8 protein-coding genes and 1 tRNA gene are annotated in these 8,799 nt (G+C 57.7%); all 9 read right to left on the reverse strand.

Going from position 1 to position 8,799, the window contains the following annotated elements; genetic code table 11:
- A partial coding sequence (locus Q0520_RS07615; RefSeq protein ID WP_298668397.1) for a type I restriction endonuclease occupies positions 1-616 on the reverse strand: 616 nt, incomplete at its 3' end.
- Between the two features lie 100 nt (positions 617-716).
- Positions 717-1,091 (reverse strand): hypothetical protein, encoded by a 375-nt coding sequence (locus tag Q0520_RS07620; protein ID WP_298668400.1) that lies wholly within the window; start codon positions 1,089-1,091, stop codon positions 717-719.
- A 2-nt stretch (positions 1,092-1,093) separates the two neighbouring features.
- Entirely contained in the window at positions 1,094-1,645 is a 552-nt protein-coding gene (locus Q0520_RS07625) for a hypothetical protein (protein WP_298668403.1), read from the reverse strand.
- Complete coding sequence (locus Q0520_RS07630) at positions 1,646-2,386, reverse strand: TIGR04255 family protein (RefSeq protein ID WP_298668406.1); 741 nt, start codon at positions 2,384-2,386, stop codon at positions 1,646-1,648.
- A 162-nt stretch (positions 2,387-2,548) separates the two neighbouring features.
- The gene (locus Q0520_RS07635; RefSeq protein ID WP_298668410.1) at positions 2,549-3,781 is read right to left on the reverse strand and encodes a restriction endonuclease subunit S; all 1,233 of its coding nucleotides are present in this window, start codon (positions 3,779-3,781) and stop codon (positions 2,549-2,551) included.
- Positions 3,774-5,252 carry a class I SAM-dependent DNA methyltransferase gene (locus tag Q0520_RS07640; protein ID WP_298668413.1) on the reverse strand — a complete coding sequence of 493 codons (1,479 nt, stop codon included), beginning with the start codon at positions 5,250-5,252 and terminating at the stop codon, positions 3,774-3,776. Before Q0520_RS07640 ends, Q0520_RS07635 begins: the two co-directional genes overlap by 8 nt.
- Positions 5,253-6,752: a class I SAM-dependent DNA methyltransferase gene (locus tag Q0520_RS07645; protein ID WP_298668416.1), complete on the reverse strand. Its 1,500-nt coding sequence runs from the start codon at positions 6,750-6,752 to the stop codon at positions 5,253-5,255.
- Between the two features lie 396 nt (positions 6,753-7,148).
- Positions 7,149-7,258 (reverse strand) — tRNA-Met (locus Q0520_RS07650).
- Positions 7,259-7,330: 72 nt separating this feature from the next.
- Positions 7,331-8,799, reverse strand: a 1,469-nt coding sequence (locus Q0520_RS07655) for an acetyl-CoA carboxylase biotin carboxylase subunit (protein WP_298668419.1), incomplete at its 5' end; no start/stop codon positions are given.

Raw genomic sequence — 8,799 nt, forward strand, 5'->3', positions numbered from 1 at the left:
CAAGGGGGGCACGGACGGCGCCGTAATAGAATTTCTTGCCTTCGGTGGCGAAAGAGAAGATGCCCGGGACGAAGAGTGCCGGGACGTTCACCTCGTAGTCGTCATGTATCTGTTCGGCGGCGTCGATCCAGCTGATCGCCGGGCGGACCGGGGTTTTGCATTCGCCGATGACGAGCGGGATGCCGTTGACGAGGAGGACGTTGTCGGCCCGTCTGGTGACGGCGCCGGTATAGGAGTATTCTGTGGTGGTGACGAAGTGGTTGTTGGCCGGGTGAGCGAAGTCGATGATCTTCACCGGGACATAGCGGTAGTTCTCGCCGAAGGGCATGGAGAGGCCGCCGCAGATGATCTCGGCGAAGCGCTCGTTGGCCCTTACGAGTCCCTCGCCCTGCACGGCGAGGAGGATGGCCCTGAGACGGTAGATGACCTCGTCAGCCCGGTCGGGCTGGCGGGCGATCTCGGGGTTGAGCCTGATGAGAGCGGTTTTGAGGTAGGGTTCGACCAGCACGTCTCCCTCTGTGCGGGGAAGAGTGGTGGCGGGGATGTATGTCCACCCATTCTGCTTCAGGTGGTCCCGGAGGCCGTCGCGGACGGTGTTTGCTTCGTCAAAACTCATGGGAGGTCATCTCGATGAATAAAATATTGCTCGAAAGGCAATTGATAGAGAGAATAGAAGCGCAGGGTTATTGTATTTTCGATATGGTTCTTTCTGGGGATCATTTGAGGGCATTAATTATCTGACGAGCCTCAGAAATTGAATCGCGCACGCAACTGGATAAATTGACTATTTTCTGGAAGGGTTCGTTATAATCACAATCTTTCCGCCACTGGTGAAGACGACTGAGGCGACGGGAGATCGGCGTCATGTTTTTGTCTTCAAACCACTCTCTCAACCGCCAATGGTCGGTGCCGTCTGTTTCCGGCACGTATCCCCAGGTGTCCTTCGCGTAGTTCTGGGCATGGCGGTAGGCGCCGTAGTACGCTCTGCTCACTGAACAGCGGTATGCGGCCTCCTGCGGGATCTGGTGGGCATCAGCCTGCTTTTTGAGATATTCGGCAATCTCAACGAACTGCGACCAGGAAAAAATCATGTTTATGATGTGGGGGACCTGTAATCGGTGGTCAGGAGGAGCCATCCAGACTGGCCCCTGAGGGCGGGTTCGTATTCGTCGCAAATCCTATCCATTCTTGCGAGGATATCGGCGTCGTACTCCTTCTGCCTGACATAGATGGTCAGGTAGCGGTCGTCGCTTTCTGGGTCCTGGTAGAGGTCGAGGGTGACGGTTGCGTCGTGCCTGAATTCATCTTTTGTGAGGAGGCAGGCGTACATCGTAACCAGGTCGAGGCCGGGATTCTGGAGAATATACTCAAGGACATCTGCCCGGTGTGCGATCTCGATATCCACAAGATCCAGGATTGTGAGGAGGGACTGTTCGACCGTATATGAGAGGCTCGCACTTTCCCCCAGGGCATCTTCGGTATAGGGATCCTGATAATAGGCATAGGTGTCGCTGAAGAGGCGGATGATGAGGTTCCTGAGTTTCGTTATCCACGAATCCTCTGACTCTTTTTCTTCAGGGAGGTCGGCAAAGTACCAGACCTTCTTCGGGGACTCGAAAGGATAGCCCGAGAGATATGCTTTCATTCACTCCTCCTGATCAAAGATCTCTTCCAGCTTTTTCGTAATGCAGCCTTTGAAGAGGGCCTTCACCTCGGTGTGCGCCTCTTCCACCCATGCGTATGCGTCGTCGGGTTTCACGGCGTCTTTCCGTGCGAGGAAGTAGTCGGTGGTGAGGAGGTAGGCCAGGGTGTTCTGTTTCTCCGGCATCGCCTGCGTCAACTTCAGCCGGCAGATGTCCCGGTCTTTGTAGGTGAAGTCGCACCCGACCATGAAGTTCTCGACCTCCTGTGGAAGTCCTTCACCAAGATGGGGATAGAAGGTGAAGTAGTCTTCGAGCCTGATTCTCTCTCCCGGGATCTCGATCTTGTCGATATAGAGGAGGCCGATGCGGTCGAACCCTCTGATGCCCCCGGTGAGGGAGGCGATGGCCTCGTAGGCCTGGCGGATCATCGGCCTGAACACCTCCCACGAGGGATAGGGCCTGAGGCAGTGGATGGAGAGTCCCCGTGGGCCGAGCTGGACGAGCATCTTGCGGTCTTTCGCGAGGAAGACCTGTATATCGATCGTCTCCACCCTGTGCCCCTCGATGCCGGTGGTGTTTGTCTTGATCTCCAGGCTCTGTCCCTTTCTGGACTCGCGGATCGGGAAATGATCTCTGACGGCGTCGTAGAAGCGGTCGGGGAGGTCGTTGTCCCACGGCGTATCGGACGAAAACCGGAACTCACAGACTGCTTCGACGATGGGTGGGTTCCGATAATCATTCATAGATATTCACGCTCCCGTATACACTTGTTCGGAAGATGGTAATAGGTCCTTCTTTCTTGACCTGATATCCTGTGGCATCAGGGATAAAGATACCGATTGGTCCTAATCAGGGTCGCAGGTTGGGAAAAGAGGGGTACGAAAAAGAGAGGATGTTCTCGTCGATCACGTCGTCTCCCCGTCGGGCGAGAGCACCTGATTGATCAACCGCATCTTCAGCGCCTTCGAGGCCTCGACGCTTGCACGGGCGGCGGCGATGGTGTCGTCGATGGCTGAGAGGATGGAGGCGATCTGGCGTTGTTCGGGGAGCGGGGGGAGAGGAACAAGCAAGTGGTTCAGATCATTTTGATTTATTGTGGCTTGTCCAATTGCTGATTTTACTCTCATCATTATCTGACTAAAATATCTATCTGTTTGAGTGAAATATCCAACAAATGATGGGTAGACTTTGTTTAAATCTAACCGAACCCTTATATTTTTACTCTCATATGTTATTGGTCCAAGTCCATTGGGTACAATCCCCGCTTTGCCTATGAGATCGATACTATTTACTCGATTAATTAATATATCGCCACATTTTAAACCATAATCATCTAACTCCTCTTTTGTGACATCTAAAAGTGGAGCACCGTTTATGTTGATCATTCCATTTTGAATATTATACATCCTCACTGATGGGTATCCGGTACCATAATATTTGTCTTTCTTATATATCCCGTTCTTGAATGATTGGGCTACTCTATTCAGGGTGCAAATTCTCCACTCTTTCGGCACCACGCCAACCTTTTTCACCTCCCGAAACTCCTCATGCCCGATCCCCTTCGAGAACAACTCCCGCATCATCACCTGCTTATAGTGCTCGGCCTCGGCGAGGAGCGCCTCGTCTTTCACGATCACGTCCTCCGCCGCCCAGAGCACCTCCGCAATGCGGCGCTGCTCCTCGATGGGAGGGAGGGGGAAGGTGTAGGCGGCGAGGTCTTTCCATTTGGTGCGGGGGGAGAGCGACCCCGAAGAGGTGTTGATGGCATGCTCGAAGAAGCGGTCGTCCTGCACGACGAAGGGCAGGAGTTCGGGGACTAACACATCCGACTTTGCCTCGAAGACGAGGATGTCGCTGGAGCAGATACCGTCGAACTCTGCCAGCGCCGCCTTCCGCTGGTAGGCACGCCTCTTCCCGAAGAGTACCTGCCCCCTTGAAAATTTCCGGGTGAATGAGGTCCCATCGGTAATCTCATCCCAGCGCGTAATTCTGAGCGAACAGGGATCGAGGTGTTCAAGCCCGACTACCCGCGTGATCCCGTGCTTCAGAGGTTCTTTCTCATTGTCATTGACATTCCTGGCAACCTCCCCAAACGAGGCCATCCTCCACCCTGCCGGGAGGTCCGTTGCATCACCCATCCAGCCCCACCTCCTTCAGCACTGCACGCAGCTCTTCCATCGCGTCGCTCTTCTCCGTCGCATACTCGGTCCACTCCTCGTACACCCCTGCAAACGTCGGCGTCACCGCCCCGTCATCGCACCGGGCGATATACCGGGGAATGCTCAGGTTCGCGTCCTTCGCCAGGATCTCCTCGACCGGCACAGAGCGGGAAAATCCCTCGACATCCTCGTCGCTCAGGTAGGCCGCCAGGATCTTCTCGATATGCCGTGGCTCCAGGAAACTCTGCGCCTTCTCGTGGGTCACCTCGTCCACCGCGTTGATGAAGAGGACCCGCCCGCGTCGTGCAGGCGGTTTCTGCATCCGGCAGACGATCACGCACGCCTCCATCGGCGAGTTGTAGAAGAGGTTCGGCCCGAGGCCCAGCACACACTCGATCAGGTCGGCCTCCACGATCCGACGACGCATCTCCCTCTCCGCATCTCGGAAGAGCACCCCATGCGGGAAGAGGATCGCACACCGCCCTGTCGCCGGGTCCATGCTCCTGATGATATGCTGGAAAAAGGCGTAGTCCGCACGCCCCTGCGGCGGCACCCCGAAGAGGTTCCGGCCCCAGGGATCGCTCGAAAACGCCTCCCTGTCCCAGCGCGAGATCGAGTACGGCGGATTGGCAAGAATACAGTCGAACGTCTTCAGACGGTCCTGTTCCACAAACGCCGGTTCTGCAAGGGTGTCGCCCCGCACAATCGTGCAGTCCTCGATCCCGTGGAGCAGGAGGTTCATCCGCCCGATCGACGACGTGATCAGGTTGATCTCCTGCCCGAAGAGGCGCAGACTCCGGTACTCCTTCCCCTGCTCCCGCACCTGGAGGGCGGCGACAAGCAGCATCCCCGCGCTCCCGCAGGTAGGATCGTACACCGACTCCCCCTCCTGCGGGTCGAGCATCTGCGTCATCAACCGCACAAGCGTCCGGTTCGTGTAGAACTCCGCCGCCGTATGTCCCGAGTCGTCAGCAAACTTCTTGATCAGAAACTCATAGCCCTGCCCCAGTTCATCCTGCGGCACATGGGCGAGGGAGAGCGTCTCGGACGAAAAATGCTCCACCAGGTCGCGGAGCGTCGCGTCGGAGAGGAAGTCCTTGTTCGTCCACGACGTATCCCCGAAGATCCCGGCAAGCGTCTCCCTGTTCGCGTCCTCGATCCGGTGCATCGCCTCCTGGAGCGCCATCCCCACGTCCTCGGTCACCGCCCGGACATCATGCCAGTGTGCCCCCTCAGGCACCACAAAGCGGTGGTCCTCAGGGAAGACCTCGCCGCACGCCGCCAGCGCCCGCTCCGTCTCCTCGTCGTAACAGTCGCAGATCCGCTTGAAGTAGAGCAACGGGAAGATGTACTGCTTGTAGTCGCTCGCATCGATATAGCCCCTGAGCAGCACCGCCGCCCCCCAGAGATACTTCTCCAGTTCGGCCTGCGTGATCGGTTCGGGCACCATTCAGACCACCCCTTCCTCGGCAAGCAACCTCTTCAAACGCTCCTCGGCCTCGACACACGCCTCTGCCGCATCCTTCACCCGCTCCAGCCCCTCTTCGGCCGTCATCGGGTCCTCCTCGACCACAGGCTCAACATAGAGCGAGATGTTCAGGTTATGGTCCTCCCCCCTGATCTCGTCGAGCGTCGCCACCCGCACCGCACCCGGCACGTCCTGACATCCCTCGTACCACGCATAGATCCGGTCCACATGCTCGGGACAGAGGTGGTTCTGATTCCGCCCCTTCTGGTACTCCCCCGAGGCATCAATGAAGAGCACCCGGCCCCGGAGACGTTCCTCCTTCTGCCACCTGAAGACCAGAATGCAGGCTGCAAGCGTTGTCCCGTAGAAGAGGTTCGGCCCAAGACCGATCACCCCCTCCAGCAGGTCCATCTCCAGGAGCGCCTTTCTGATCCGCCCCTCGGCCCCTTTCCTGAAGAGCGCACCCTGCGGCAGCACAATCGCCATCCGTCCGTTCGGCTTCGCCATCGAGGCGATCATGTGCTGGACCCAGGCGAAATCGCCATAACTCTGGGGCGGCATCCCGGCAAAATTCCGGCCAAAGGGATCGTGCTCCCAGACCTCCTCCCCCCACTTCTTCAGGGAGAAGGGCGGGTTTGCCACCACGCAGTCGAAGGTCTGCAGACGGTCCTGCTCCACAAACGCCGGGTTCCGGAGCGTGTCCCCCCGCACGATCTGGAAATCCTCACGGCCGTGCAGGATCAGGTTCATCCGGGCGATCGAGGAGGTGGTCATATTCTTCTCCTGCCCGTAGAGGTGGAGGAGGTTGATGTCGCCCCCGTGCTCCTGCACATAGGAAAGAGCCTCCAGCAGCATCCCGGCCGTCCCCACCGCCGGATCATAGATGTTCTCCCTCTCCTGCGGCTTGAGGATCCGCATCATCAACCTGATGACCATCCTCGGCGTGTAGAACTCGCCGGCCGCCTTATTCGACTCGTCCGCAAACTTCTTGATGAGATACTCGTAGGCCCGCCCGGCGATGTCGGGCTCCACAGAGGCGTTCGAGAGGTTTTTCTCCGAGAAGTGTTCGATCAGGTCCTTGAGCAGGGCGTCGGGGAGGCGCTCCTTGTTCGACCACTGCACATCCCCGAAGATCTGGCTGAGCGTCCTCTCGTTTGCGTGCTCGATACACCGCATCGCGTCCTGGATCGCCTTCCCGATATCCTCGCTCTGTCCCCTGATAGTCTTCCAGTGGCAGCCTGTGGGGATCAGGAAACGAAAATTCTCCCTGTACTCCGCCTCCTCGATATTTTCATGGGCTTCTTCAAGGGCGGCATCATACTCTTCGTCGTACACATCGCAGATCCGCTTCAGGAAGAGGAGGGGGAAGATGTAGGTCTTGAAATCAGCCGCGTCGATCGGGCCGCGGAGGATGTTCGCGGCCTCAAAGAGCCATGATTCCAGTTCTGAAAGTGAAAGAGTGTTCTGTTCGTCTGGATCCATCGATTATATCCACCTGATATCTGTCAAGATGTCGATCTTCCCACCTAAAAGCAGATCGAAAGCAATCAGGGGAAAATAATGACATTTTTGAGATATAATTAGGAGAATAAGGTTTTTGTTGAATCGCTCATGAAACGAAGTTTCAAGCAGTTCTTTGAAAACCACCTCGGTAGTTTTCATGGTATTTGAAAACCACCTCAGTGGTTTTCATGGTAAATCCTCATGTTCAAGTCGATGTGCCTTTCTGGTTCCCTGAGGAGAAACGTGTACCCCCTACCCTCCCCGCATAGGCACTCGGAACTGATCGCCACCAGAAATGATCCCGGAAACAACAATTCCAAAATCAGAACAACTCAACGAGAAAAACCGTGTGAAGATCCAGAATTGACTTCAAAATGCTGCGAGGGGGATCCGAACCCCCGACCTCCAGATATCTCAGATCTGGGCGCTCCGTGTTGCTCAAAACCCTATGAGTCTGGCGCCCTAACCAACTAGGCCACCGCAGCACGAGTGTTTGCACCTAAGTGCATTATAACAAGGACGGATGGATTAATAAAGGTTATTGTGGGGAGGGGGGTTCAGCGCCTCATCTTGTTGATGTAGACGTTGACCGCGGCGGAGATCGCCGCCGTCTCCTTCCCCTGGCGGAGAGAGTCGGCGAGGGTCTGCATGCGGGTCTCCTCCTCGCGCAGGTACCGCCGGAGACTCTGGGCGATATGCTCCTCCTGGAGGAAGTGGGTGTGCGTGTTCCCGAGCACGAACTCCCGATTGTGCATGATCGCGTGGTGGAGGGGCAGCGTCGTCTTCACCCCGAGGATGACATACTCGTAGATCGCCCGGCGCATCCTCTCGATCGCCTCCATCCTCGTCTGCCCGTGGGCGCAGAGCTTCGAGATCATCGAGTCGTAGTTCGGCGGGATCGTGTAGCCCATGTGGATGCCTGAGTCCACCCTGATCCCCGGACCGCCCGGCGAGCGGTACCGGACAATCTTGCCCGGGTCTGCCTGGAAGTTGTTCAGCGGGTCCTCGGCATTGATCCGGCACTCGATCGCGTGCCCCCGGATCGAGACATCCTCCTGGTCGAAGGGGATGTCCTGCCCGGCGGCGATGGCGATCTGCTGCTTCACGATATCGATGCCCGTGATCATCTCGGTGATCGTGTGCTCCACCTGGAGACGGGTGTTCATCTCCATGAAATAGTAGTTCCCGTCAGAATAGAGGAACTCCACCGTGCCCGCGTTCTTGTAATGAGACGTCTTTGCGACAGTCACCGCCGAGGCCGCCATCCTCTCCCGCAGGTCGTCCGTCATGATCGGACAGGGCGCCTCCTCCACCAGTTTCTGGTGGCGGCGCTGGATCGAGCACTCGCGGTCGTAGAGGTGGAGAGTCTTCCCGTACCTGTCCGCGAGCACCTGGAACTCGATGTGGCGGGGCTTCGTCAGGTACTTCTCGATGAAGACCGTCGGGTCGCCGAAGGCCGACTCCGCGATCTTCATGCTCCCCTTGATCGCCTCCTCCAGTTCTGCCGGCGAATTGACGACATGCATGCCGATACCGCCGCCGCCCGCGCTCGCCTTCACGATCACCGGGTACCCGATCTCCTCCGCGACCTTCGCCGCCTCGTCGAGACTCGTGATCCCGCCCGGCGTGCCGGGCAGCACAGGCACGCCCGCCGCCTTCATCGTCTGCTTGCTCTCGATCTTCGAGCCCATCATCTCGATGGTCTTCCAGGACGGGCCGATGTAGGTGAGGCCCTCCTCCTCGACGAGTTTCGCAAACTTCGCGTTCTCGGCAAGGAACCCGTAGCCCGGGTGGACCGCCTCGGCGCCCGACATCTTGGCAATCTCGACGATCCTCTCCATGTTCAGGTAACTCTTCTGCGGCGGGGCCTCGCCGACGAAGAAGGCCTCGTCCGCATACTTCACATGGAGGGCGTTCTTGTCGGGGGCCGAGTAGATCGCGACCGTCTCGATCCCGAGTTCGCGGCAACCACGCATCGCCCTGATGGCGATCTCGCCCCTGTTTGCGATGAGCACCTTCTCAAAAT

Origin of the sequence: uncultured Methanofollis sp. (assembly GCF_937919355.1) — an archaeon.
In the GTDB taxonomy this organism is placed as follows: domain Archaea; phylum Halobacteriota; class Methanomicrobia; order Methanomicrobiales; family Methanofollaceae; genus Methanofollis.